Origin of the sequence: Variovorax sp. PMC12 (genome assembly GCF_003019815.1) — a bacterium.
Taxonomy (GTDB): Bacteria; Pseudomonadota; Gammaproteobacteria; order Burkholderiales; family Burkholderiaceae_C; genus Variovorax.
Genome location: NZ_CP027773.1, coordinates 723,731 through 747,050, shown reverse-complemented (window position 1 = coordinate 747,050; position 23,320 = coordinate 723,731). Strand labels below are relative to the sequence as shown.

General features: G+C 67.2%; 24 protein-coding genes and 2 tRNA genes. 6 read left to right on the top strand and 20 right to left on the bottom strand.

Translation table 11 applies throughout. The features are described 5' to 3' along the window. Positions 1–6: 6 nt before the first annotated feature. Both ppk1 and C4F17_RS03405 read right to left on the bottom strand, forming a co-directional pair. Positions 7–2,145 carry a polyphosphate kinase 1 gene (gene ppk1 / locus C4F17_RS03410; protein WP_234382517.1) on the bottom strand — a complete coding sequence of 713 codons (2,139 nt, stop codon included), beginning with the start codon at positions 2,143–2,145 and terminating at the stop codon, positions 7–9. 179 nt (positions 2,146–2,324) lie between these two features. Then, positions 2,325–3,209, bottom strand: a complete 885-nt coding sequence (locus C4F17_RS03405; protein WP_106934278.1) for a GNAT family N-acetyltransferase — start codon at positions 3,207–3,209, stop codon at positions 2,325–2,327. A gap of 144 nt (positions 3,210–3,353) precedes the next feature. On the opposite strand from C4F17_RS03405, the gene C4F17_RS03400 reads away from it, so the two are divergent. Beyond that, positions 3,354–5,033, top strand: coding sequence for an FAD-dependent oxidoreductase (locus C4F17_RS03400; RefSeq protein ID WP_106934277.1), 1,680 nt, complete (start codon positions 3,354–3,356; stop codon positions 5,031–5,033). A 29-nt stretch (positions 5,034–5,062) separates the two neighbouring features. Continuing rightward, a complete protein-coding gene (locus C4F17_RS03395; RefSeq protein WP_106934276.1) occupies positions 5,063–5,326 on the top strand; it encodes a UBP-type zinc finger domain-containing protein in 264 nt (87 codons plus the stop codon). A gap of 44 nt (positions 5,327–5,370) precedes the next feature. Here C4F17_RS03395 and C4F17_RS03390 read toward each other — a convergent pair. From C4F17_RS03390 to C4F17_RS03310, 17 genes are all read right to left on the bottom strand, one after another. Next, a tRNA-Arg gene (locus C4F17_RS03390) sits at positions 5,371–5,447 on the bottom strand. Positions 5,448–5,636: 189 nt separating this feature from the next. Next, positions 5,637–5,713 (bottom strand) — tRNA-Pro (locus tag C4F17_RS03385). Between the two features lie 47 nt (positions 5,714–5,760). Then, positions 5,761–6,465: a glutathione binding-like protein gene (locus tag C4F17_RS03380; RefSeq protein ID WP_106934275.1), complete on the bottom strand. Its 705-nt coding sequence runs from the start codon at positions 6,463–6,465 to the stop codon at positions 5,761–5,763. Positions 6,466–6,548: 83 nt separating this feature from the next. Further along, positions 6,549–6,845 (bottom strand): hypothetical protein, encoded by a 297-nt coding sequence (locus C4F17_RS03375; RefSeq protein WP_106934274.1) that lies wholly within the window; start codon positions 6,843–6,845, stop codon positions 6,549–6,551. A 58-nt stretch (positions 6,846–6,903) separates the two neighbouring features. Beyond that, complete coding sequence (locus C4F17_RS03370) at positions 6,904–7,170, bottom strand: hypothetical protein (RefSeq protein ID WP_081269158.1); 267 nt, start codon at positions 7,168–7,170, stop codon at positions 6,904–6,906. A gap of 66 nt (positions 7,171–7,236) precedes the next feature. Continuing rightward, on the bottom strand, positions 7,237–8,169 hold the full coding sequence (locus C4F17_RS03365; protein WP_159053600.1) for a cupin domain-containing protein: 933 nt from the start codon (positions 8,167–8,169) through the stop codon (positions 7,237–7,239). Beyond that, the gene (locus C4F17_RS03360) at positions 8,166–9,455 is read right to left on the bottom strand and encodes a Zn-dependent hydrolase (RefSeq protein WP_106934272.1); all 1,290 of its coding nucleotides are present in this window, start codon (positions 9,453–9,455) and stop codon (positions 8,166–8,168) included. The genes C4F17_RS03365 and C4F17_RS03360 overlap by 4 nt, the downstream gene beginning before the upstream one ends. A gap of 2 nt (positions 9,456–9,457) precedes the next feature. After that, positions 9,458–10,339: an alpha/beta fold hydrolase gene (locus C4F17_RS03355; RefSeq protein WP_106934271.1), complete on the bottom strand. Its 882-nt coding sequence runs from the start codon at positions 10,337–10,339 to the stop codon at positions 9,458–9,460. A gap of 11 nt (positions 10,340–10,350) precedes the next feature. Continuing rightward, a complete protein-coding gene (locus tag C4F17_RS03350; protein ID WP_106934270.1) occupies positions 10,351–11,526 on the bottom strand; it encodes a pyridoxal phosphate-dependent aminotransferase in 1,176 nt (391 codons plus the stop codon). Beyond that, positions 11,523–12,356, bottom strand: a complete 834-nt coding sequence (locus tag C4F17_RS03345; protein ID WP_081269153.1) for an SDR family oxidoreductase — start codon at positions 12,354–12,356, stop codon at positions 11,523–11,525. Before C4F17_RS03345 ends, C4F17_RS03350 begins: the two co-directional genes overlap by 4 nt. A gap of 53 nt (positions 12,357–12,409) precedes the next feature. Then, positions 12,410–13,144, bottom strand: coding sequence for a GntR family transcriptional regulator (locus tag C4F17_RS03340; protein WP_081269152.1), 735 nt, complete (start codon positions 13,142–13,144; stop codon positions 12,410–12,412). A 71-nt stretch (positions 13,145–13,215) separates the two neighbouring features. Then, on the bottom strand, positions 13,216–14,055 hold the full coding sequence (locus C4F17_RS03335; protein WP_106934269.1) for a TauD/TfdA dioxygenase family protein: 840 nt from the start codon (positions 14,053–14,055) through the stop codon (positions 13,216–13,218). A 40-nt stretch (positions 14,056–14,095) separates the two neighbouring features. Further along, a complete protein-coding gene (locus tag C4F17_RS03330) occupies positions 14,096–14,872 on the bottom strand; it encodes a class II aldolase/adducin family protein (RefSeq protein ID WP_106937424.1) in 777 nt (258 codons plus the stop codon). Continuing rightward, positions 14,872–15,630, bottom strand: a complete 759-nt coding sequence (locus tag C4F17_RS03325; protein ID WP_106934268.1) for an ABC transporter permease — start codon at positions 15,628–15,630, stop codon at positions 14,872–14,874. Before C4F17_RS03325 ends, C4F17_RS03330 begins: the two co-directional genes overlap by 1 nt. Further along, positions 15,609–16,367: an ABC transporter permease gene (locus C4F17_RS03320; RefSeq protein ID WP_081269149.1), complete on the bottom strand. Its 759-nt coding sequence runs from the start codon at positions 16,365–16,367 to the stop codon at positions 15,609–15,611. Before C4F17_RS03320 ends, C4F17_RS03325 begins: the two co-directional genes overlap by 22 nt. Continuing rightward, on the bottom strand, positions 16,364–17,215 hold the full coding sequence (locus C4F17_RS03315) for an ABC transporter ATP-binding protein (RefSeq protein WP_106934267.1): 852 nt from the start codon (positions 17,213–17,215) through the stop codon (positions 16,364–16,366). The genes C4F17_RS03320 and C4F17_RS03315 overlap by 4 nt, the downstream gene beginning before the upstream one ends. Positions 17,216–17,226: 11 nt before the next feature. Continuing rightward, the gene (locus C4F17_RS03310; RefSeq protein WP_081269147.1) at positions 17,227–18,234 is read right to left on the bottom strand and encodes an ABC transporter substrate-binding protein; all 1,008 of its coding nucleotides are present in this window, start codon (positions 18,232–18,234) and stop codon (positions 17,227–17,229) included. Between the two features lie 139 nt (positions 18,235–18,373). Between C4F17_RS03310 and iaaH the strand changes: the two genes are divergently transcribed. From iaaH to C4F17_RS03290, 4 genes are all read left to right on the top strand, one after another. Beyond that, positions 18,374–19,816, top strand: coding sequence for an indoleacetamide hydrolase (gene iaaH / locus C4F17_RS03305; RefSeq protein ID WP_159053599.1), 1,443 nt, complete (start codon positions 18,374–18,376; stop codon positions 19,814–19,816). 79 nt (positions 19,817–19,895) lie between these two features. Further along, positions 19,896–20,210 (top strand): hypothetical protein, encoded by a 315-nt coding sequence (locus tag C4F17_RS03300; protein WP_081269145.1) that lies wholly within the window; start codon positions 19,896–19,898, stop codon positions 20,208–20,210. 227 nt (positions 20,211–20,437) lie between these two features. Continuing rightward, complete coding sequence (locus C4F17_RS03295) at positions 20,438–21,586, top strand: DSD1 family PLP-dependent enzyme (protein ID WP_106934265.1); 1,149 nt, start codon at positions 20,438–20,440, stop codon at positions 21,584–21,586. 66 nt (positions 21,587–21,652) lie between these two features. Beyond that, a complete protein-coding gene (locus tag C4F17_RS03290) occupies positions 21,653–22,915 on the top strand; it encodes an acyl-CoA dehydrogenase family protein (protein WP_106934264.1) in 1,263 nt (420 codons plus the stop codon). A 21-nt stretch (positions 22,916–22,936) separates the two neighbouring features. Here C4F17_RS03290 and C4F17_RS03285 read toward each other — a convergent pair whose 3' ends face one another. Further along, positions 22,937–23,251, bottom strand: a complete 315-nt coding sequence (locus tag C4F17_RS03285) for a hypothetical protein (protein ID WP_081269142.1) — start codon at positions 23,249–23,251, stop codon at positions 22,937–22,939. Between the last annotated feature and the right edge of the window lie 69 nt (positions 23,252–23,320).

Here is a 23,320-nt window from a genome sequence, read left to right as displayed (position 1 = left end):
CGGTCTTCAGTTGCCGGATGCATCCCGGATGTGCGCTCGGGATGCATAGCGATTCATCAGCGCAGCTTGTGCGCCGTGCGCCTCGATCGCTCGGGAAGCACCCGCCTCGCCCGCATGCGTGTCGTGGTCGACGCGGGTATAGATGCCATCGCCGCCCAGATCCCAGGCGTCGCGTCCATCGTGCAGATAAGCCACCAGGCATTCGTCGATCAGGCGCTGGCGCAGCCCCGGGTCGGTCACGGGCCAGGCGAGCTCGATGCGACGCATCATGTTGCGGTTCATCCAGTCGGCGCTCGACAGGTAGAGCGACTCGTCTTCGCCATTGCGGAAGTAGAAGACCCGCGAATGCTCTAGGAAGCGCCCGATCACCGAGCGCACCCGGATGTTGTCGGTCACCCCCGGCACCTGCGCCGGCAGCGTGCAGGCGCCGCGCACGATCAGGTCGATCTTCACGCCCTTCTGCCCTGCGCGAATCAGCGCGGCGATGATCTCCTCGTCGGTCAGCGCGTTCATCTTGGCGACGATGCGCGTCGCATGGCCAGCCGCAGCCGCCACGCCAAGCGCGTCGATCTGGGTGACGAGGTTCTTGTGCAGGTCGAACGGCGCCAGCCACATGCGGTTGAGCTTGGGCAACCGGCTCTGGCTCGCGAGGTGCACGAACACGGTCTCCATGTCGGCCGTCAGCAGCGGGTCGGCCGTGAGGTGGCTGATGTCGGTATAGAGCTTGGCGGTGCGCGGGTTGTAGTTGCCGGTGGAAAGATGGCCATAGCGGCGCATCTGCTTGCCCTCGCGGCGAGTCACCAGCAGCATCTTGGCGTGGGTCTTCAGGCCGACCACGCCGTAAACCACCTGCGCGCCGATCGACTCGAGCATTTCAGCCCAGTTGATGTTGGCCTCTTCGTCGAAGCGTGCCTTCAGCTCCACCACCACCGTGACTTCCTTGCCGCGGCGCACCGCTTCACGCAGGAGATCCATCAGCACCGAGTCGGCGCCGGTGCGGTAGATGGTCTGCTTGATCGCCAGAACCTGCGGATCGAGTACCGCCTCGCGCAGGAACGCGAGCACGCCGTCGAAGCTCTCGAAAGGCTGGTGAATGAGTACGTCGCTACGCTGCAGCCTTTCGAAGAACGACTGCGACGGCGACAGCGTGACCGGGTAGGACGCCGGGTACGGCGGAAAGCGCAGCTTGGGTTCGTCGAGCAGATCCGCGAGTTGCGCGAACCGGGCCAGGTTCACCGGCCCGTGCACGCGGTAGAGGGCCTGAGGCGGCAGATTGAACTGCGCCAGCAGGAAGCTCGCCAGCGACTCCGCACAGCTCGCCGACACCTCGAGACGCACAGCCTGGCCGTAGTGCCGGTGCTGCAATCCCTGGCGCAAGGCGGTGCGCAGGTTCTTGACGTCTTCCTCGTCCACCGCAAGGTCGGAATGCCGCGTGACGCGGAATTGGGAGAAGTCGCCCACCTCGCGGCCGGGGAACATGCTCGACAGGTGCGCCCGCACGACGCTCGACAGCGCCACGAACAGCGTCTTGCCATCCGACACCTTGGCAGGCATCTTGATCAGGCGCGGCAGCACACGGGGCACCTTCACGATCTGGATGGGGTTTTCGCGCCCGAAGGCGTCCTTGCCGCCCAGCCTCACGATGAAGTTGAGCGACTTGTTCGCCACCTGAGGAAACGGATGCGCGGGGTCCAGCCCGACGGGAATCAGCAGCGGACGCACTTCGCGCTCGAAATACTCGCTGACCCACTTGCGCTGCGCCGGATTGCGTTCACCGTGCGAAATGATGTGGATGCCGTGCGTGGCGAAAGTCGGCATCAGCTCGTCGTTGTACAGCGCGTACTGCCGCGCCACGAGCGTGTGGGCCGCCTCGGCCAGCCGCTCGAACGACTCGACGGTGTAGGTGCCCTTGTGATCGCCGGCGCTGCCCGCGATCAGGTGCGGCGCGGCACGGACTTCGAAGAACTCGTCGAGATTCGACGAAACAATACAAAGATAGCGCAGCCGTTCGATGAGCGGCACTTCGGTCCGATGCGCCCAGTCGAGCACGCGCTCGTTGAATGACAGGATGCTGTGATCGCGGTCCAGCAGCGTGAACGTGGGCGCAGCGACGTCGAGCGACGGATCTGCGGGGTCGGATTGCATAGGCACTGATTCTGGAGCAAGCGGCACAGGAGAACGTGTAGGCGGAAATATGACAGTGTCATCCGCGCTTGTGTCATTTGCATGACAGTCCCGTGACGCCTCCAGCGCACCTGCTCCAGACCCGGTAGGCGTGTTGGAAGAAGCGAGCGGCCCCGGTTCGGGCCGGGCGACCGCCGGCTTCATGCGCCCAGGAAGTGCTTGCGGTAACGCGCCGGCAGATCGTCGATGCGCATCAGCATCGGCAGGTCAGCGGCGTTGAAGTCCGGGTCCCAGGCCGGCGCACCGAGCACCTTGGCACCCAGGCGCAGGTAGCCCTTGATGAGCGCCGGCGGCTCCACGTCGAGCGTGCTGTCCAGCCGCTCGACCGGCAGCGGCAGGCGCGGCTGCACCTGGTATTGGATCGGCGCCATGTGGCTGGCCGACACCTGGCGCCAGATGCTGGCGGCGGCGTCGCCGTTGGTCACTCCGTTGTGCGACATGGGAATGCTCGCGCAGCCGATCATGGTGTCGAGCTTGTTGCGGTGCATGAAGCCGGCCAATGCCCCCCACAGCGCGAGGATCACGCCGCCCTGGCGGTGCTCGGGGTGCACGCAGCTGCGGCCAAGCTCGACCATGCGCTCGCGCAGATCGCGCAGGCGGGTGAGGTCGAATTCAGTATCGCTGTAGGTGCTGCCCACACGGCGGGCCTGTGCCGGCGTCAGCACGCGATAGGTGCCGATGACTTGCTGCGTCAGTTCGTCGCGGACGAGCAGGTGTTCGCAGAAATCGTCGAACAGGTCGATGTCGTGGCCGGCCAGCGGCGACGACACGCGGGCGCCCATCTCGCCGACGAACACGTCGTAACGCAGGCGTTGCGCGGCACGCACGTCGTCGAGGTGGCGAGCCCAGCCCACGGTGATGCCCTGGCGGGCTTCGGGAACCGGAGGAAGGATGACTGCGGGCGCCTGGGGCACCGAGGAGCGGGCAGTGATGGTGGTCGAACCACCGGCAACAGGAGCGGGCCACAAGGCCGCGCGCAGCCCGATCTGCGAAAGCGGAAATGTCGGGTTGGGCAGTTCTTTCATGGGGAACCCTTTCTGCCGAGGGAGTCTCCGCACCTGCCATGAAGCCGGCATGTCAGGAACATTTCAGACACATGACGGCGACGCAGGCCCTTCCGTGCACTTCGTCGTCTAATGCGGGAGACTCGCGAAAAGGAGCTTTCACGCATGGCCACCGACGTACGCGGCACCGACAACGGCCGCCTCCAGCAGACCTTTCCCGTGCTGAGTGACACGGAGATTGCGCGTATTGCGCGTTTCGGCACCGTGCAACAGTTCGCGCGCGGTGCGCGGCTCTTCACCGCCGGAGAAACCGGCCCCGGGATGTACGTTCTGCTCAAGGGCGTCGTGGCGGTCACGCAACGCGATGGGCTCGGCCACGTCGTGCCCATCGTGCGGCAGGGCCCGGGCGAGTTCCTGGCCGAAGTCGGCCAGCTGAGCGGCCGCCCTGCCCTGGTCGACGGACATGCCGATGAAGATGTCGAAGTGCTGCTGGTGCCGCCGGCGCAACTGCGCGCGCTGCTGGTCGCCGAAGCCGACCTGGGCGAACGCATTACGCGCGCGCTCATCCTGCGACGCGTGGCGCTGATCGAATCCGGCGCCAGCGGACCGGTGCTGATCGGCCCGCCGCAGTCGCCCGACATGGCCCGGCTGGAGAACTTTCTTCGCCGCAACGGCTACCCCTATCACCTGGTCGACGCCGACGACGACCCCGACGCCGCCGCGCTCATCGCGCAGTACGGTGCCGGCAAGCTGCTGGCGGTGTGTCCGGACGGCTCCGTGCTGGTGAACCCCACCGACGATGCGCTCGCGCGCTGCCTGGGCATGGTCGACACCGCCGAGCGCGACGAGTTGTATGACGTAGCCGTGGTGGGCGCCGGACCGGCGGGCCTGGCCACCGCCGTGTATGCGGCCTCCGAAGGCCTGCGCGTGATCGTGCTCGATTGCCGCGCTTTCGGCGGACAGGCCGGTGCCAGCGCACGCATCGAGAATTACCTGGGCTTTCCGACCGGCATCTCGGGCCAGGCGCTCGCGGGCCGTGCCTTCGTGCAGGCACAGAAGTTCGGCGTCGAGATGCTGATTCCCGCCAAGGTGACATCGCTGGACTGCTCGCGCGACAACCCGCAAGAAAGCCTGCGCGTTTCGCTGGCCGACGGCCGCACCATCAATGCGCGCACCGTGGTGATTGCCAGCGGCGCGCGCTACCGGCGACCCGCGGTGCCGCGCCTCGCCGAATTCGAGGGGCGCGGCATCTGGTACTGGGCTTCGGCCATCGAAGCGAAGATTTGCGCGCGGCAGGAAGTGGCGCTGGTCGGCGGCGGCAACTCCGCCGGACAGGCCGCGGTGTTCCTGTCACGCCATGCGGCCAAGGTCAACGTGCTGGTGCGCGGGCCGTCGCTCGCAGCCAGCATGTCGCGCTACCTCATCGACCGCATCGAAGCCACTCCCAACATCTCGCTGCAGCCGCACACGGAACTGGTCCGCCTGCACGGCGGACCGGACGAAGGCCTCACGGGTGCGACGTGGCGCTGCCACACGTCTGGCGACGAGCACGACTGCCCTGCCCGCAACATCTTCCTCTTCGTGGGCGCGGAGCCCGAGACTTCGTGGCTCGAAGGATGCGGCGTGTCGGTCGACAAGCATGGCTTCGTGCTGACCGGCGCGGCCGCGAGCAGCGGCTTCCCAGCTCGGCCGGCGACCGCGCTCGAGTCCAGCGTGCCCGGCGTGTTCGCCGTGGGCGATGTGCGCTCGGGCTCCGTCAAGCGCGTCGGCGGCGCCATCGGCGAAGGCGCTGCTGCGGTGGCGCTGATTCATCAACACCTGTCGCAGTCATCGACTACGGCCTGATCAGTCTCGAATTACAAAGGAGTTGCCTCGTGCCCATCAAACCCTGCGACCACGTGCCTGCCGACATCGCGCAGCCGCACACTTTGCGCGGCTGTGAAGACTGCTTGAAGACCGGCGATACCTGGGTTCACTTGCGTCTGTGCGTTCACTGCGGCCACGTAGGTTGCTGCGATTCGTCGAAGAACCGGCACGCGACGAAGCACTCGCATGCGCAGCAACATCCGGTGATCCAGTCGATGGAGCCTGGCGAGGATTGGATGTGGTGCAACCTGCATGAGAGGCAGGTTGGGTGACTTGGTCATGCTCCTGCGGGGTTTGAGGGAGCAAATTTGACAATTGGCCTGCCCGGAGGGGATCGAACCCCCGACAACCTGCTTAGAAGGCAGGTGCTCTATCCAACTGAGCTACGGGCAGATGCAAACCGGAGAGAACCCAGGAGAATCAACGACTTAGACGCCTTTGTTTCCGGGCCGGCAGCGGCGCAGATTCTACCCAGTTCCGCACTTAGCCCCGTGTGGCGACGCTGCCGATTCGGCAACCTTCTTCATGGCCCGGAACGAAAAATGCACACAGCCTGTGAAGACTGTGTGCATTTCGATTTTTTGGTCGGGGCGAAAGGATTCGAACCTTCGACCCTCTGGTCCCAAACCAGATGCGCTACCAGGCTGCGCTACACCCCGACAAGCCTTCTATTCTAGCCCGGATATTCGCCTGTTCCTGAAGTTTCTCAGCGTTTCTCGTACTGGGTCTTGCCGAAAAGGATCTCACGTTCCTTGTCGCCGGTGATGGGCTGGCGCAGATCAGCCAGCACTTTCACGCCGCGTTGCACGGCCGGGCGCGCCGCGATGCCGTCGAACCAGGCCTTCAGGTGAGGGAAGTCGGTGAGCGTGATGCCCTGGTTCTCCCAACTGCGCAGCCAGGGGAAGATCGCGATGTCGGCAATCGAATAGCTCTTGCCGGCAATGAACTTGCTCTTCGACAGTTGCTTGTCGATCACGCCGTAGATGCGCTTGGCTTCGTTCGTGTAGCGGTCGATCGCATAGGCGATTTTCTCGGGCGCGTAGATGCGGAAGTGGTGGGCCTGTCCGAGCATGGGGCCGACGCCGCCCATCTGGAACATCAGCCACTGCAGCACGTCATAACGCTCGCGGTCGCCCGCCGGAAGCAGCTTGCCGGTCTTGCCCGCCAGGTAGACCAGGATGGCGCCCGATTCGAAGAGCGAAATCGGCTTGCCGTCCGGCCCGTCAGGGTCGGTGATGGCGGGGATCTTGTTGTTGGGGCTGATCTGCAGGAAGTCGGGCGCAAACTGGTCGCCCTTGCCGATGTTCACAGGGTGCGCGCGATACGGCAGGCCGCATTCCTCGAGCATGATGTGAATCTTGTGGCCGTTCGGCGTGGGCCAGGAATAGACCTCGATAGGCTGTGCAGACATATGTCTCGGGCTCCGATGGATGTGATGCGTGCCCGGCAGCATATACGTGGCCTTCCGATCGCGTGCGCGACCGGGATTTGCGCTCAGTCTGATGCCGTCCCGCCCGGCTTGGAAGGCAGGTCGCCCTCCCGCAGCTTTCGGCCGACCCACATCATTCCAGTTTCGTAGTTCGCGGCGCCGACCTGAATGCCGCCCACGGTGCGAAGCGCGCCGGTTCCGTCGTCGGTGGCGGGCCCCTCGCCCGTGTATTCGCCGGGAACCAGCAGGCGGCCGTCTTTCAGGAAATCGGCAATGCGCAGTTCGCGCATCGCGCGGCCCCAGTGCCACTGCTTCTTGATGTCGTAGGTGACCGCCTTCGTCGGGGGCTTGGATTTCTTCATGTGCCTCGGTCGCTCGCAAAACAAACAGGCGCCAGCATAGCCTGCGCCTGTCGGCGCATCAGAGCTGGCCTTTGGCACCCCGCTCTGGCGCAATCAGAAGCTCCTCCCCCTCCTCCCGGGGCCCGACATTCAAATCTTCCGACATCCCCTTCAGCACCACATACCCAGCCTGCAGCGCCTCGATGTATGTTGAAAAGCCTGTCGCGGCTTCCATCAGCGGCTCGAATTCCATCGAGTTGTCGAAGGACTCCAGGAGCACCCAGAAATAGTCGCCTGCGTCGTGTTGGTCGACAGTCAGGGCAATGGAGATAAGTTGGCCAGCCATTCACTCATGGTGACAACGCCAAGTGACAGTTCGGCTTCCGGGTGAAGTAAGCCGCGTGACTTGTTATCAGGCTGCTTCGAGAAACGCAAAGCCCATGGTCCTCGCGTGATAGTGCAGCCCGCCGTCCTGCACGATGAGAAAGCGCGCGCCGTGCGCGCCCGTGTTGTGGTGCGAGTGCGGCGCACCCGGCGGCGTGACGAGCGTTGCCCATGGCTCCCACGGGCAATGCGCATCGCCCACGACGGAATGGCAGCCCTCGCCCTGCACCACCAGCGTCACCGCGGCGGAATTGTGGCGGTGCGAACGCTGCCAGGTGCCGGGAGACAGCGTGTTGAAGCTCAGCGTCAAGGTCGGCGTGAGGTTGCGTGCGGCGGCCTGCCTGTCGGACGAGAAGATCAGCGCGCGGCCCGAGGTCTCGTCGCGCGTCCCGGTCGAAAAGATCGTTGCGAACTGCCGCTCGATCTCTGCAGCCGGATAGTGAACGACGTCGATGGATGCATCCACCACCGGCGCAGGCTCCGCGCGCTCGAAGGCCAGCTGAGGCTCGTTGCCGACGCTCCACAGCAGCGCACCTTCAGGCCCGCCCGCAAGGCGGTAGCCGGTGGCGCCGGGCAGCAGGAACACGTCGCCCGCGCCAAACTCGAAGCCATCGAACGCGCCGTCGAGCCGCCCGCTGCCGGAAATCACGTACCAGACCGCTCCGGTCGCGCGCACGTCCAGCGGCAACGGCATGTCGCCGGGCGCGATGCGCACATAGCGCGCGAGCATCAGCGGCGTGGTGGCCGCAAAGCCGCTGCCCAGCGCCTCGGACTGGTCGCAGTCGAAAACGCCGAACCGCCCTTCCGGTGGCGGCGAAAAGAGCCGCGCGGGCACTTCGGGCAGCTTCACGTTGAAGGCGTTGCCGGAGTTGAAGAAACGCGCGCGTGCCTGCGCCGCGCTGGCCGGCGCGCCCGGATGCTGCATCGGCAGATCCGCCATGTCGGTGACGGCTTCGTTCACGGTGCCTCCCCCTCCCCTGCACCCGCATACGGCAGCAGCACCCGCAGCAGCACATTGGCGCCGGCGGCCACATGCTCGGGCTCGGCCCATTCGTGCTCGGCATGGCTCACTCCGTCGCGGCAGGGTATGAAGATCATCGCGCTCGGGCACAGCGGCGCCATGTGGCGCGCGTCGTGGCCGGCGGCCGAGAGAATCGGCATGTGCAACTCGCCGATGCTCTCGGCGGCCTTGGCAATCGCCTGCTGCAGCGCGGAGTCGAAACCGTTGGAAGGCGCATCGACCAGCGGCGTGACGGTGGCCTCGCAAGGCGCTGCGAAGGTGTCGCACAGCATGCCGATGCGTTCGCCCAGATATGAAAGCACGGCGTTGTCGGGGTGGCGCAGGTCGATGCGCAAGGTCACGCGCTCGGGCACGACCGAAGGCGCGTTCGGCTCCACCTGCAGGCGGCCGATGGTGAACTTCACGGCTTCGTCGTAGCCGCCGATCTCCGCATACAACGCACCCGCGATGCGCGTGAAGGCTTCGAGCGCATCGCGCCGGTAGACCATCGCGAGCGTGCCCGCGTGGCCTCGCTCGCCCTCGATCACGATGTCGAATGTCTTCTTGCCCTGGATGCCGGTGACGACGCCGATCACGTGCTCCTGCGCTTCCAGCAATGGCCCCTGCTCGATGTGCGCCTCCACATAGGCCTTCACCGGAAAGCCCAGGGTTCGCCGCCGCAGCGCGGGAAACGCCGCATGAAACGCATCGAGCGCATCGGCGACGGAAACGCCCTGCGCATCGCGCACCGCGCGCACGGCTTCCAGGCTGCGCACACCGGCAAAGGCTTCGGAGCCCATCATGCCGGGCGCAAAGCGCGAGCCTTCTTCGTTCATCCATGCGACGCAGACGATGTCCACCGGCGGGCGCACGCCGCGCTGCGCCAGCGTGGTCAACACCTCCAGTGCGGCCACCACGCCATACACGCCGTCGAAGCGCCCGCCGCCGGGCTGGCTGTCGAGATGGCTGCCCGCGAGCACCGGCGGTGCATCGCGGTCGGTGCCGGGCAGCGCGATGAACAGGTTGCCGGCCGCGTCGGTCGAAGGCTCCAGGCCGGCCTGCAAGGCCCAGTCGATCATGGTGCGCCAGGAAGCGATTTCTTCCGCGCTCAGCGCCTGCCGGTCGACGCCACCGCCCGGCGTGGCGCCGATGCGCGCGAGCGCCATGAGGCGGTCCCAGAGGCGCGTGGCGTCGATGCGCCAGGCGCCCTGCTGTGCATGGGTGATCGTGGCTGCGTCGGCGTTCATGGTCAGTCGGTCTTCATGATCTGGCTGGGCAGCGCGCGCGGATCGCGCGGCTTCCACTGGCCGGCTTCGACCTGTGCGAAGAACTCGGCCAGCAAGGCGTTGAAGGCGGCGGGCTCTTCCAGGTTGAGCGTGTGGCCGGTCTTGGGCATGACCGCGAGGCCACAGGCCGGCACGGTCTTCTTGAGGAAGATGCCGGGCTGCAGGCAATGGTCGTCCTCGTCGCCGACCACCACGAGCGAGGGCACTGGCATCGCGCGCAGTTGGCTCTCCAGGTCGTAGATCGACGGGCGCCGCGCCTGTACGCCGCGCATGGTGTTGGCAGCCCCCAGCGCGTCGTGCTCACCGAGCCACGTGGCAAATTCCTGCCAGCCGCGCGGGTCCTTGTTCTGGAACTGCACGCGGCTCGCACCCAGCGAATAGGTGCGCGCAAATTTCTCGGAGCCCTGCGCCTCGAATTGCCTGGCCACTTCGAGCGAGACGCCGCGGAAGTACTCCTCGTGTTCTTTCTCCGCGCCGTAGCCCGCACCGGCAATCACCAGCGAAGCCGCGCGCGGTGCATGGCGCAGGCCGAAGTGGAGCGTCGCGAAGCCGCCCATCGACAGCCCCACGATGTGCGCGTGCTGCAGTCCCAGCGCGTCCATCACGGCCGCGATGTCATCGGCCGCCGTGGCCTGCGAATAGCGGTCCACGTCGGCGGGCACGTCGGACGGCGGATAGCCGCGCGCGCCGAAGGTCACGCACTGGTGGCGCCGCGCGAAGTACCGCATCTGCGGCTCCCAGCTGCGGTGGTCGCCGCCGAACTCGTGCACGAACACGATGGGCGTGCCGCTGCCGGCGGTTTCGTAGTACAGGCGAACGCCGTCTTGCGTGGTGGCGAAGCTCATGGTTCGCCTCCTCAGAAGAGCGCGGCCGTGGCCGGCAGCGCGCGTGCGCGCTCGACCGCTTGCGGCAGCACATCGCACAGCGCCTGCGCCCACGCCTTCGGCACGGTGGTCGAGATCTTGATGAAGCGGTGGCCGAAGCGCGGCGTGTGGTACGTACCCTGCCGCACCATGATGTCGTGCTCGCCAAGCGCGGTGACCAGCGCCTCGGGCGCCACGCCCGCGCCGGTGCACTCGACCACGATGAAGTTGGCCTGCGACGGGAACACCGGCACCACGAAGCCCGGCAGCTTTGCGAAGGCGTCGACGATCATCCGCTGGTTTTCGCGCTGCTGCGCGATCACCTCGGCCATCCATTCGGCCTTGACGCCCAGGCCCGCGATGGCCGCGCGCTGCGCCAGCACGCTGGCCCCCAGCGGCGCCTGCGAATGCGGCAGGATGCGCGCCAGCAGCTCCGGCGACGCCACCAGCGCGCCCAGCCGCAGGCCCGCAAGGCCCAGCCACTTGGAGAAGCTCACGATGGTCACCGTGCCTTCCGGATAGAAGCGCGAGGCCAGCGTGTGGCTGTCGGCAAAGTCGCGGTAGGTGCAGTCATGGATGAGGATCGCGCCGATCTCCCTCGCACGGTCCGCGAAGGCGCGGATCTCGTCCTCGGTGTAGGTGGTGCCCAGCGGGTTGTTGGGGTCCACCAGGTAGATGACCGCGGTGTTCCCGTCGGTCGAAGCAGCCAATGCCTCGGCCGACAGCTTGAAGCCGTACTCGGGCCCGTAGATCGGAATTTCGGTGATGGCACAGCCGGCCTTGGCCGCGAACTGCAGCGGCCACTTCCAGCCCGGATCGGTGGTCACGAAGCCCTTGCCCGCTTCGCAGAACGCACGGCAGGCCAATGCGAGCGCGGCGACCGCGCCGTCCGTCACCACGGCCGACTGGTTCGACACGCCCAGGTCGTCCACGATGGCCGTGCGAAGCGCCTCCATGCCCAGCGGCGGCGCATAGGCATGAAAGCTCTCGTCGTCGATGGCATCGTGCAGCGCCTTGCGCACCGCCGGATGCAGCGGGAAGTGGTTGGTGTTCTGGCCCAGCCACATCAGCTCGGGGTTGGTGAACAGGCGGTCGAAGTAGCGGTTGCGGGTTTCCGCGTCGCTGGTCACGGCCGGCACCGCCACGGCGGGGTTCAATGCCGCGTTCATGCCGCGAGCCTCCGGGCCTGTTCGGCCTCGACCACCTTCTTGCTGGTCTTGATGATCGAGCCGCGCGCGGCAATGCCGCCGTCGATGGTCACGACCGTGCCGGTGATGTAGCCCGCGCGCGCCGAGGCCAGGAACACCATCAGCTCGGCCACTTCTTCCGGCGTCGCAGGACGGCCGCCCGGGTAGTTGTCGAACAGCTCTTCCCAGCGGCCTTCGTCGCCGTGGGTGTCGAAGGCACGGCGCTTCATGAGCTTGACCATGCGGTCGGTAGCTACCGGCCCGGGGTTCACGCCCACCACCCGGATGCCGTCGTCCAGGCTCACGCCGCCGAGCGCGCGCGTGAACGCCATGACCGCCGCGTTGCCGGTGGAACCGGCGATGTAGTTGGCGTCCCAGTTCTCGCCGGAGTTGCCGATGTCGTTCACGATCACCCCGCCGCCGGCGGCCTTCATGCGTGCGTAGTAGATCTGCGTGAGCTCCATGTAGCCCAGCACCTTGAGCTGGAAGCCGCGCCGCACCACGGCGAAGTCGAGCGACTCGATGGGGCCGGCCGGAATGTCGCCCGCGTTGTTCACCAGGATGTCGACATGGCCGGCCGCCTCGGCCAGCTGCGACATGGCGCCGGGCGCGGCCAGGTCCATGGGGTGGATGCGCACGTTGATGGGGTAGATCTTCTCGATCTCTTCCTTTGCGGCTGCCAGAGCCACGCCGTCGCGCGCGGCCAGGTGCAGGTGGCAGCCTTCGGCCGCGAAAGAATGGGCGGCTGCGAGGCCGATGCCTTTGGAGGCGCCGGTGATGAGTACGGTCTTGCCTTCGAGTTCGAGTTTCATGGCGTGATGTCCTGGTATGCGTTCGAGAGATCGGGTTCGTTGAAAGAGGTTTGTCAGGCGCCGCCCGCGTCCTGCTCGGACAGCGCGGCGATGAGGTCGACGATGTCGTCCTCGAGCAGGCTCACGTGGTCGATGGCGGACGAGAACGCCGCTTCGGGGTCGTTGCGGCGAATGGCGTCGAGGATGGCGCCGTGCTCGCCGATGGTGGCGGTCATGCGGCCGGGCTGGAAGGTGACGTAGCGGCGGTACACGCGCACGCGCTTGCGCAGCGCGCGGGTCTGCTCGGCCAGGTAGTGGGTGTTGGAGGCCTCGTAAAGCGCGTCGTGGAAGTCCTGGTTCACGTCGTAGAAGCGCGAGTGGTCGCCCGAAGCGAGGATGCTGGTCAGCTCGTCGTGCAGCCTGCTCATGCGCAGCTTCTGCGCCTCGGTGGCGCGGCGCGCCGCGAACTTGGCGCACAGGCCTTCCATCACCGCCATCATCTGGAACATCTCGATGAGCATGGGCAGCGAGATGCGCGCCACGCACACGCCGCCCTGGCGGCTTCGCAGGTCGACGAGGCCGGTGGCGGCCAGCGCCTTGAGCGCCTCGCGCACCGGCGTGCGCGACACCTTGAAGCGCTCGGCCAGCTCGGCTTCGTCGAGCCGCGCGCCGGGCTTCATGACGCCGCTGACGATCAGGTCTTCGAGCGTGTCCTTCAGTTCGTCGGACAGCGTGGCGCCCTTGCCGCGCTGGCGCTCGCGTCCGCGCAGCGCCGTGGGTTCCACCATTTCGGGTTCGTCGTGTTCCATGTTCTTGCCTTCCTTCTTGTGGTTGTCTTCGGTCTTCGAACGCGGCGCGCTCTGTGAGATTGATTCGAGTGTCAGAACGGGCGGTCGCCAGCCACCGTGGTGCGATGCATCACGCGGCGGTACATGTTGTCGTCGTACGGCGTGGCGCGGTGCATGGTGCAGCGGTTGTCCCACACCAGCAGGTCGCCGGCGAGCCACTTGTGGCGGTAGCTGAACTCGGGCGAGATGGCGTGCGCATTTAGCTCGGCCAGCAGCGCGGCGCTCTCGTCGGCGGGCAGGCCGTCGATGTGCTTGACCACGTCTTCGCCCACGTAGAGCGACAGGCGGCCGGTTTCGGGATGCGTGCGCACCAGCGGATGCACCACGTCGGGCGTGGCGGCCAGTTGCTCGGGCGTGAGCGGGTTGCGGTCGGCGAAGGCCTTGCCGTAGTAGTTGGCGTAGCTGTGCGTGGCCGTGAGATGGCAGATGCGCGCTTTCATGTCGTCGTCCAGCGCGTCGTAGGCGGCGTGCATCGAGGCGAAGAAGGTGTCGCCTTCCACTGGCGGCACCTCCAGTGCGTAGAGCAATGCGCCCATCGAGGGCTCGGCCTTGTACGACAGGTCGGAGTGCCAGTTCCAGCCTTCCTTGTGGTTGCCGATGGGCTTGCCGTTTTCCGACACGTTCGACAGCACGTAGACCTCGGGGTATTCCTTCTTGAGGAACTGCGTGAGCACATGCCCCAGCAGCGTGCCGAAGCGGCGCGAGAAGGCAACGTGCTGCGCCTCGTTGATGCGCTGGCCGCGAAACAGCAGCACCGAGCGCTGGTTGAGCGTGTCGCGCAGCACGGCGAAGTCGGCGTCGCTCACGGGCTCGCGCAGGTCGATGCCTTTGACTTCGGTGCCGATGAAAGAGGTGAGGTTCTCGAGTTGCATGGTTGGAGGATGTCTCAGGGATTGAGGAAAGAAACGGCTGTCAGAGCCGGTAGTCGGGCTGGGTGCGCTCCAGCATGCGCAGGAACGAGGGCCATTCGCGCGTGCCGGGCGGCAGGATGTCGCCGGCGAATTCGGTGAACTGGCGCGCGGCCAGCTCGCTCACTTCGGGCTGCGGATACACCAGTGATTGGCCGGGCGCCACGCCGCCTTGGGCAAGCAGCTGCACCTTGGCCGCCTTCTCGAAGTAGTACATGAGGATGAACGCCTCGGGAATGGTGCGGCCCACCGTCAGGATGCCGTGGTTGCGCAGCACCAGCGTGTGGTGCGGGCCCAGGTCGCGCACCAGCCGCTCGCGCTCGCCGGTTTCCAGCGCCACGCCTTCGTAGTCGTGAAACGCCGTGTGGCCCTGGTAGCGCATCGCGAACTGGCTGAGCGGCGCCAGGCCGTCGGGCATGGCCGCGATCGCGGTTCCGGCCTCGGAGTGGGTGTGCAGCACGCACAGCGCGTCGGGCCGGCCCGCGTGGATGGCGCTGTGGATCACGAAGCCGGCCTGGTTCACCTCGGCATCGGTGGCGTCCACCTTGTTGCCGTCGAGGTCGATCTTCACCAGCGAAGAAGCCGTCACTTCCGAGAACAGCAGCCCGTACGGGTTGATGAGGAAGTGATGCTCCTGCCCCGGCACGCGCGCCGAGATGTGGTTGTAGATCAGGTCGTCCATGCCGAAGTGCGCCACCAGCCGGTAGCAGGCGGCGAGCTGAACGCGCAGCTCGGCTTCGGTTTGCGGATATGCCGCGGGATTGTTCTTCGCCACGTTCATCAGCGCCACCAAACCAGTTTCTGGTCGATCCACACGAGCAGGCCATAGAAGACCATGCTCGCCACCGATGCGATGAGCACCGCGGACCACACGCTCAGCAGGTCGACCTGCTGCGTCGACTCATAGATCATTCGCCCGAGGCCCGCGTAGGCGCCCAGCATCTCCCCGACGATCGCGACGATCATGCTGCGCGGCACGCCAATGCGCAGCGCCGTGACCACCGAGGGCATCGCGACCGGCAGGCGCAGGCGCCACACGATCTTCAGCTGCCCCGCCCCGAAGCTGCGCATCAGGTTCACTGCCGCCAGGTCGGCCTGCTTCAGGCCATGCAGCGCATTCACCAGCATGGTGAAGCCGACGGCCAGCGCCACCAGGGCGATCTTCGACGCGGCACCGAGCCCGAACCAGATCAGGAACAGCGGCGCATAGGCCACGGTCGGCACGGCGTTGACCGCAACCGCCAGCGGCATCACGATGCGCTCCAGCGGCGGCGCCATCAACAGCAGCACTGCCAGCAGCAAGCCCAGCACGCTGCCCAGCGCATAGCCGCCCAGCGCCTCGCCCAGCGTGGCCAGCAGCGCGGCCATCAGGCGGCCCGTGTCGGTGAAGGCATGCTGCACGATCGAACCCAGGCTCGGCAGCACGAAGGGCGGAATCTTGAAGAGCAGGATCGCGCCCTCCCACACCACCAGCAGCACGGCGATGCTCAGCACCACCGGCACCACGGGCGAAGCCATCAGCTTTCGCTGCGCCACCATACGAGCCTCCTTTCCACGAAGGTGAGCAGCCCGTAGAGCAGCGCACCCATCAGCCCGCAGGCGAACATCACCACCCACAGCCGCACCACGAGGTCGGCATTCATCGCTTCCATGAGCATCACGCCCAGGCCCACGGTTTCGCCGAACCATTCGCCCACCACTGAACCGATCAGGCTCAGGCCGATGGCCACGCGCAGCCCCACCATGATCTGCGGCAGCGCCGAAGGGACGGCCAGCTTGAAGAACATGACGAGACGGTTCGCGCCGAAGCTCCTCATCAGCGCAATGCGCTGCGGGTCGCACGACTTCAGCCCGCGCAACGTGTTCACCGTCACGGGAAAGAAGGTCAGGAAAAACGCGGTCATCACCTTGGCCAGCAGCGAGTTGCCGAACCAGATGACGATCAGCGCGCCGAAGGCCACCACCGGCACCGTCTGCGACACCACGAACAGCGGGAACACCGAACGCTCCATCCAGCGCGAATAGGTGAACACCGTGCCACAGAAACAGCCGAATACCGCGCCCAGGGCAAAGCCGAGCACCGTCTCGAGCAACGTGCGGCCGAAGCCGCGCACCAGCTGCGGCCACACCGACCAGGCGTCCTGCGCGATGGCGCTGAGCGCCGGCAAATAGCGCGGCGACGGCGCGAAGGCGTGCACGTACAGCTCCCACACCAGCGCCAGGCCCAGGAAGGCCAGCGCGGGCGAGCGCACGGCGCGCTGCAGGAAGGTGTTCACGGCGCAGTGCCCTCCTGCGCGAAGGTCTTCTGGCTCTCTTCCTCGATCTCGGCCAGCAGGCGCTGCTTCAGGCCGATGAACTCCGGCGTCAGCACCACCGACGGATCGCGCGGGCGCGGCAGGTCGATCACGGTCTCGCTCTTCACCGTGCCGGGGCGCGCCGTCATCACCAGCACCTTGTCGCCGAGCAGGATGGCTTCATCGATGTCGTGCGTGATGAAGAGCACCGTGCGGCGGTGGCGCGCCCACAGGTCCAGCAGCCAGTGCTGCATGCGGGTGCGAGTGAGCGCGTCGAGCGCGCCGAAGGGTTCGTCGAGCAGCATCAGGTCGCGCTCGAACAGGAAGGTGCGCATCAGCGCCACGCGCTGGCGCATGCCGCCCGACAGCTGGTGCGGATAGTGGTTGGCGAACCCGGCCAGGCCGAACTCGGGCAGCATGGCGCGGGCGCGTTCGCGCGCTTCCTTGCGCGGCGTGCCTTCCACCTCGAGCGCGAGGATGGCGTTGTCGAGCACCGTGCGCCACGGAAACAGCAGGTCGCGCTGCGGCATGAACGACACCTTGCCGAGCAACTGGCCGTCGCGCTGCGGCGCGCCGCCGAACAGCAGCGAGCCGTCGTCGTCCGGCGGCAGCAGTCCCGCGATCATGTTGAACAGCGTCGACTTGCCGCAACCCGAGGGGCCCACGAGCGTGACGAACTCGCTCTTCGCGATCCGCAGGTTGACGCCGGACACCGCGACGGTCCGCGCCTGCGCTTCGCCGAAGCGCTTCCACACGTTGACCAGCTCGAGCATGGGCGGCGCTGTGTCGGCAACCGCCGGCGGCATCACTTCGTGAGGCATGAACTTCATGGCGCGGCGGCTCAGAACTTCTTGTCGCCGGCCGGCACCTGGTTCCAGAAGCTGGCGTCGTAGGCCTTCGACAGGTCGGCCGGTGCCTTCAGGGCCTTGTAGCCGACGAGCTGCGTCTGCATCTTCTCGACGGTCGGCAGGTCGATGGCCAGGATGCCGTCGGTGGTGCCCTTGCCGGCCTTCACCAGCTTCTCGAACTCGTCGAGCATGGCTTCCTGGTGCGCGCGGTTCAGGCTGGGCGCGGCGGCCATGACGATGTCGATGGCTTCCTTCTTGTTCTGCAGCGCGTACTTCCAGCCCTTGATGGTGGCGTTCATGAAAGCCTGCACCTGCTGCGGCTTCTCGTTGCGGTATTTCTCGGACACGAGCACCGTGTCCTGCTGCACCACCACGCCGTAGTCGTCGGGCTTGATGAGCGTGAGCTTGTCGCCCAGGCCCTGCTCTTTCAGGGTGTTCAGCTCGTTGTAGTAAGTGGCGGCGGCCACGTCGAACTGCTTCTCGACGAAAGGCGCCATGGAGCCCGACTGCGGCACGATGGTCAGGTCGCTCTGCTTCACGCCGGCCGAGGCGAGCATCGAGTACAGCGTGTACTGCGTGCCCGTGAACCAGGTCGCGACCTTCTTGCCCGCGAAGTCCTTCACCTTGGTGATGCCGGAATCCTTGTAGGTGACGTAGGTGAACGGCGTGTTCTGCACGGTCACGCCGATGCACACCAGCGGCAGGCCCTTTTCGCGTGCGAGCAGCACGGTCTCGGTGCCGCCTGCCAGGCCGAAGGTGTCGTTGCCCGAAGCCACCAGCGTCTCGACGTTGAGGTTGGGGCCGCCCGGGTTGATCGTCAGGTCGAGGCCGGCCTGGTCATAGAAGCCCTTGGCCTTGGCCACGTAGAAGCCGGCGAACTGCGCCTGCGCCAGCCACTTGAGGCGCACGGACACCTTCTCCGCGGCGGACGCGGGCATGCCCGCCAGAAGAGCCATCGACGCTGCGACGGCGGCCAGGATACGCAAGGACTTGAAAGACATTGGAAGGCCTCTTGAATACAAAAAATACTTAAAGCAGTATTCATGCCATGCACTTTCAGGCTGTTTTCTTGCTGAATCTCGAGAAATTGGCCCGGAATGTGCACCGGAGTGCAGCTCCCGCCCCAACTTCGAACCCGTGATGAACCAAGTCCATGCGCTGACCGATCTTTCCGCCCGCGAGGCCGCCGAGCAGATGGCGCGCGGCGAGTTGCGCGCCACGGACTACGCGCAGGCGCTGCTGGCGCGCGCCGAGGCCATTGCGCCCTTCGGCGCCCTGCTCCATCTGGACGCCGGCCAACTGCTCGCTGCGGCGGCCGCGCTGGATGCATCGCCGAGCCCCGCACCCGGCGCGCAGCCGCTGCGCGGCGTGCCACTCGCCTTCAAGGACAACATCGACGTCGCCGACATGCCGACCACCGCCGGCAGCCCGTGGATGGCGGACCACCGGCCGCGCATGCATGCCGGCGTGACGCAGCGGCTCATCGATGCCGGCGCGCTGGTGCTCGGCAAGACGAACCTGCACGAGTGGTCGCAAGGCGTCACCGGCCACAACCACGGCTTCGGGCCGTCGCGCAATCCGTTCGACAGCACGCGCATCACCGGCGGCTCGAGCGGCGGCAACGCGGCGCTGCTGGGCCTGCGCGCCGCGCCAGCGGCCATCGGCACCGACACGGGCGGCTCGGTGCGCGTGCCGGCCGCGCTTTGCGGGCTGGTCGGCTACAGGCCCACGGTGCACCGCTGGCCGGAAGACGGGCTGGTGCCGATATCGCCGACCTTCGACACGGCCGGCGTCATGGCCCGCTGCGTGGACGACTGCGTGCTGATCGACCATGCCGTGGCCGGCGGGCCGCTGCGGCTGGGCGTGATGCCGCTCATGGGCGTGCGCCTGGGCGTGCCCGAGGCTTATTTCTGGGAAGAACTCGATCCGCCCGTGGCCGAACTGGCCCGCGAGAGCCTGCGCGCCCTGCAGGCGGCGGGCGCGGTGCTGTTGCCTTGCGACCTCGCGGAAGCCGGCGCGCTCTTCCAGGAAGGATCGATGTCGATCTCGCTCCACGAGATCCTGCCCGCGCTGGCCGCCTACTTCGCGCGCCACCAGCGCCCCTTCGACGCACGCGCGCTGACCGATGCGGTGGCGAGCCCCGACGTTCGCCCGCTGTTCGAGCGGCTGTTTGGCGACAGCGCCGTCACGCCCGAGGCCTATGCCCACGCGCTGAACGTCCTGCGGCCGCGCATGCAGGCGGCCTACCGCGATTGCTTCGCCCGGCACGACATCGCGGCGCTGGTGTTCCCCACCAGCCCGCTGACCGCCGCACGCATCGGCGAGGACGTGCAGGTCACGCTGTGCGGGCGCCCGACCTCGGCTTTCTCAGCCTACATCCGCAACACGGGCCCGGCCGGCATGGCCGGACTGCCGGCCGTGAGCCTGCCGATCGGCCTGACCCGCGACGGCCTGCCCGCTGGCCTGGAACTCACCGGCCCCGAAGGCGCCGACTCGCTGCTGCTGGCGCTCGCGCTGGGCGTCGAATCCGCCTTGCCGCACGCACCAGTTCCGGGCGCGTTGCAAGGGCTGGCGCGCGGCTGAAACCCGGATCGCCAAAACACTACATCCCTTCACGCAACAGGCCTTCACGCCTTGCCACGCAATCGGCGATGCTGGAGGCATGCCCATCGCGAATTCGTCGAATTCCCTGCCACACCGCCGCTCCGGATGGCGTACAGCCGCGCTGATCTACACGGTCGCGGGCGCCGTCTGCATCCTCGGCTGCGCGCTGGTGCCGGAGAGCGACGTGGGCATGCTCGTGGCCATCGCGGGCGGGCTGCCGTGGTCGCTGAGCCTGCTCACGCTGGGGCTTTCTCCGGGCGTGGCGAATACGGCGCTGCTGATGCTCACGGCCAGCTGGGCACTCAATGCCGCGCTGCTTTGGTGGATGGCGCTGCGGCGACCGGCCCGGCATTCCCCGTCGCACCTGGCTTGACCTTGCAGCCCCGGGCCGCGGGCGGGCCGGACGGCCGATCATTGGACACGCAGGTCATCCGCCAGCGAGCGACTTGGCGCGGCGTGCGCTCGAGCAGGCGGCGGCCGACTGCGTCCTCAAGGCTTGCACAGCCTCGATGTCGAGTGTGTTCATTTCGGTGCGATCATTTCGCCACGCACTTTCCCGCGCTCCGCCGCTTCGACACATCCCGCAAAGGCTTCCCCACGATGTTCCTGGACACGCAACCCAACGCCCCGCTCATCGGCGCGCCCCACGGCCGCCAACAGCTCGACACGCCCGCACTGCTGATCGACCTGCCCGCCATGACGCGCAATATCGAGCGCATGGCCGCCTTCGCCAGGTCGCGCGGCATCGGGCTGCGCCCGCACGTGAAGACGCACAAGTCGGTAGAGATCGCAAGGCGCCAGGTGGCTGCCGGCGCCATCGGCGTGAGCTGTGTGACCATGGGCGAGGCGGAGGTGATGGTGGAAGGCGGCATCCCGGGCGTGCTGATCACCTCGCCTGCCGTCACGCCGAGCAAGATCGCGCGCCTCATCAAGCTCGCGCAGCGCGCCCGCCCCGGCGACGTGATGGTGGTCGTCGACAACCCCCACAACCTCGCCGACCTGGCGCAGGCCGCAGGCGCGCTCGCGCATCCGCTCGACGTGCTGGTGGACTACGGCGCGGGCTACAACCGCACCGGCGCCGCCACCCAGGCCCAGGTGCTCGAGCTCGCCGCGCTGGTGGCCGCAGAGCCGCGCCTGCGGCTGCGCGGGCTGCAGTCGTACGCGGGCAACCTGCAGCACATCGTCGAGCGCGACAGGCGCAGCGCGGCTGCAGCCGGCCTGCGCGAGACCGTGGCGGGCATCGTCGCGGCGGCCGAACGCCAGGGCCTGCGCTTCGAGATCGTGACAGGCGCGGGCACCGGCACGCACGACCTCGATTCGCAGGAAAACGCCTTCACCGAGCTGCAGGCCGGCTCCTATGTGTTCATGGACGCGGAATACACGAGCGTGCTGGCCTCGGGCGGCCAGCCCTCGCCCTTCGAGGTGTCGCTTTACGTGCAGACGGCCGTGGTCAGCACCAACGCGGCGGACTGGGTCACGGTCGATGGCGGCACCAAGTGTTTTTCCACCGACAGCGGCGTGCCGCTGGTGGCGCGCGGCGCCGATCCCGCGGCGAGCCGCTACGCCTTCTTCGGCGACGAGCACGGCAAGCTGCTGCTGCCCGCCGATGCACGGCCCGCGCTCGGCGCGCGCGTGGAGTTCATCACGCCGCACTGCGACCCGACCGTCAACCTGCACGACGCGTACCACGTGGTCGATGGCGACGCGCTGGTCGCGATCTGGCCGGTGGATGCGCGCGGCAAGCGATAGGCGGCATAAGAAAACTCGGAAAGCGCATTTCACAAGCGCGGCGCGGGGGCGGACAGTCGGGGGCACATGGAATCCCTCATCGAAGCAACGAAATCCCCCGCCGCGCACGTCGGCGGCGCACAGGCCCCCTCTTCCGCACAGCTCTTCGCGCGCTTTCGCCCTATCTTCCGGCGCATCGCCGAACACGCGGTGCAACGCGAAAACGAGCGCGAACTCGCCTACGAGCCGGTGGCATGGCTCAATGCCGAGCGCTTCGGCGCATTGCGCGTGCCGCTGGCGCATGGCGGCATCGGCGCCTCGGTCGCGCAGCTCTACGACCTGCTGGTCGAACTCGGCGAAGCCGACTCCAACCTGCCGCAGATACTGCGCGCGCACTTTGGCTTCATCGAAAGGCTGCTCGCGGAAATCGACCCCGCGCTGCACGGTCCGTGGATGCGCCTGGCGGCCGAGGGCGTGATCTTCGGCAACGCCACCACGGAGCTGGGCGACGGCTCGCTCACCACCATGCAGACCACGCTGAAGCCCGACGGCGACGCGTGGCTGCTCGACGGCGACAAGTACTACAGCACCGGCACGCTGTACGCGGACTGGATCTCGGTGTCCGCGCAGCGGCTGAACGCCGACGGCAGCAGCGAGCGCGTGATCGCGCTGGTGCCGGCGCAGGCCGAAGGCGTGGAGCGCATCGACGACTGGCGCGGCATCGGCCAGCGCCTGAGCGCATCGGGCACCACGCGCTTTCGCAACGTGCGGGTGAAGCCGGGCAACGTGCTGCTGTACGTGCGCGACCAGCCCACGCCGCTCACCGCGCATTTCCAGCTGATCCACCTGGCGACGCTGGCGGGCATCGCGCGGGCCATCGTGCGGGACGCGGTCGCCTTCGTGCAGGCGCGCAAGCGCATCTACAGCCACGGCAGCGGCAACACGCCGCGCGAAGACCCGCTGGTGCAGCAGGTGATCGGGCAACTGGCGAGCGCGGCGTTCGTTGCGGCATCCACGGTACAGGCGGTGGCGCGCGGCCTCGATGAAGTCGACCGCTTCCGCCAACGCAACGAGGCCGCGCCCGAAAGCCTGTTGTTCGAAGTGGAGCTGGACACCGCCAAGGCCCAGGCCGGCATCGTCGACCTGGTGCTGCAGGCCGCTACGCGGCTGTTCGACATCGGCGGCGCCTCGGCGCTGCAGGAGGACCGGCGGCTCGACCGGCACTGGCGCAATGCGCGCACGCTGGCGTCGCACAACCCGACGATCTACAAGGGCCGCGTGGTGGGCGACCACCTGCTCAACGGCGCGCGGCCGACTTTCTATTGGGCAGTGGGCGCCATTGCGTCGTGAGGCGCGCGGCGAGCGCCGCGCTCAGACGCGCGGCAGCGCCGCCAGGAAGGTAGACACCACGATCGCGGCCGCGCGGTCGAGCTGGAGGATGCCCTCCACGTCGAAGGCGTGCGGCGCCGTGCGTCCACTCGAGCCGAGCGGCTTGCGGATCTCTACAAGAACTTCGGCCGCGAGTTCGCGGTCGCTGCGCGGGCTGCCGTCGGGGTGCATCACCCATTCGTTGACTTGATCGAATGGAATGCTGCGGAAGACCCCGACGATGGGGACGTACTTGTAGCGATCCTCGCCCACCAGGATGGGCACGCTGAGATTGCAGAAAAACGTGGTCGTCGACATGCAGGATCGCCGTCGCTAGGCAAAACGTTCAATTGTTAATGAGTGTGGCGTCAGGAGCCATCCTTCTCT

Bases quoted from the DNA above. Each gene is read 5' to 3' on its own strand.
- ppk1 (WP_234382517.1), bottom strand. From the start codon at position 2,145: ATGCAATCCGACCCCGCAGATCCGTCGCTCGACGTCGCTGCGCCCACG.
- C4F17_RS03405 (WP_106934278.1), bottom strand. From the start codon at position 3,209: ATGAAAGAACTGCCCAACCCGACATTTCCGCTTTCGCAGATCGGGCTG.
- C4F17_RS03400 (WP_106934277.1), top strand. From the start codon at position 3,354: ATGGCCACCGACGTACGCGGCACCGACAACGGCCGCCTCCAGCAGACC.
- C4F17_RS03380 (WP_106934275.1), bottom strand. From the start codon at position 6,465: ATGTCTGCACAGCCTATCGAGGTCTATTCCTGGCCCACGCCGAACGGC.
- C4F17_RS03375 (WP_106934274.1), bottom strand. From the start codon at position 6,845: ATGAAGAAATCCAAGCCCCCGACGAAGGCGGTCACCTACGACATCAAG.
- C4F17_RS03370 (WP_081269158.1), bottom strand. From the start codon at position 7,170: ATGGCTGGCCAACTTATCTCCATTGCCCTGACTGTCGACCAACACGAC.
- C4F17_RS03360 (WP_106934272.1), bottom strand. From the start codon at position 9,455: ATGAACGCCGACGCAGCCACGATCACCCATGCACAGCAGGGCGCCTGG.
- C4F17_RS03355 (WP_106934271.1), bottom strand. From the start codon at position 10,339: ATGAGCTTCGCCACCACGCAAGACGGCGTTCGCCTGTACTACGAAACC.
- C4F17_RS03350 (WP_106934270.1), bottom strand. From the start codon at position 11,526: ATGAACGCGGCATTGAACCCCGCCGTGGCGGTGCCGGCCGTGACCAGC.
- C4F17_RS03345 (WP_081269153.1), bottom strand. From the start codon at position 12,356: ATGAAACTCGAACTCGAAGGCAAGACCGTACTCATCACCGGCGCCTCC.
- C4F17_RS03340 (WP_081269152.1), bottom strand. From the start codon at position 13,144: ATGGAACACGACGAACCCGAAATGGTGGAACCCACGGCGCTGCGCGGA.
- C4F17_RS03335 (WP_106934269.1), bottom strand. From the start codon at position 14,055: ATGCAACTCGAGAACCTCACCTCTTTCATCGGCACCGAAGTCAAAGGC.
- C4F17_RS03330 (WP_106937424.1), bottom strand. From the start codon at position 14,872: ATGAACGTGGCGAAGAACAATCCCGCGGCATATCCGCAAACCGAAGCC.
- C4F17_RS03325 (WP_106934268.1), bottom strand. From the start codon at position 15,630: ATGGTGGCGCAGCGAAAGCTGATGGCTTCGCCCGTGGTGCCGGTGGTG.
- C4F17_RS03315 (WP_106934267.1), bottom strand. From the start codon at position 17,215: ATGAAGTTCATGCCTCACGAAGTGATGCCGCCGGCGGTTGCCGACACA.
- C4F17_RS03310 (WP_081269147.1), bottom strand. From the start codon at position 18,234: ATGTCTTTCAAGTCCTTGCGTATCCTGGCCGCCGTCGCAGCGTCGATG.
- iaaH (WP_159053599.1), top strand. From the start codon at position 18,374: ATGAACCAAGTCCATGCGCTGACCGATCTTTCCGCCCGCGAGGCCGCC.
- C4F17_RS03300 (WP_081269145.1), top strand. From the start codon at position 19,896: ATGCCCATCGCGAATTCGTCGAATTCCCTGCCACACCGCCGCTCCGGA.
- C4F17_RS03295 (WP_106934265.1), top strand. From the start codon at position 20,438: ATGTTCCTGGACACGCAACCCAACGCCCCGCTCATCGGCGCGCCCCAC.
- C4F17_RS03290 (WP_106934264.1), top strand. From the start codon at position 21,653: ATGGAATCCCTCATCGAAGCAACGAAATCCCCCGCCGCGCACGTCGGC.
- C4F17_RS03285 (WP_081269142.1), bottom strand. From the start codon at position 23,251: ATGTCGACGACCACGTTTTTCTGCAATCTCAGCGTGCCCATCCTGGTG.